Annotated in this window: 1 protein-coding gene; it reads left to right on the top strand. The window is 70.0% G+C overall.

What is annotated here, in order from left to right; genetic code table 11:
• Nucleotides 1–273, top strand: a 273-nt coding sequence (locus SB772_RS41030) for an Ig-like domain-containing protein (protein WP_410838655.1), incomplete at both ends; no start/stop codon positions are given.

Raw genomic sequence — 273 nt, 5'->3', positions numbered from 1 at the left:
AGACCCTGTCCGTCACCCAGGCTGACGGAGCCGGCAATGATTCGACGCCTGGCACCGTGACCGCGCCTGACCTCGAAGCACCGGCAGCGGCGCAAGGCCTGGGCCTGAACCCCGAAGGCACGGTACTCAGTGGCCAGGGCGAACCGGGTAGCACCGTGGAAGTGCGCAACGCAGCCGGCGACCTGCTGGGCACCCTCCCGGTGGGCGAGGACGGCACCTTCCGCGTCACCCTCACGCCCGCCCAGACCAACGGCGAAGTGCTGTCGGTGGTAC

Source organism: Paraburkholderia sp. SIMBA_030 (assembly GCF_046535245.1).
Taxonomy (GTDB): Bacteria; Pseudomonadota; Gammaproteobacteria; order Burkholderiales; family Burkholderiaceae; genus Paraburkholderia.
The sequence above is the reverse complement of the archived record's forward strand: the minus strand, read 5'-3'. Positions and strand labels throughout refer to the sequence as shown.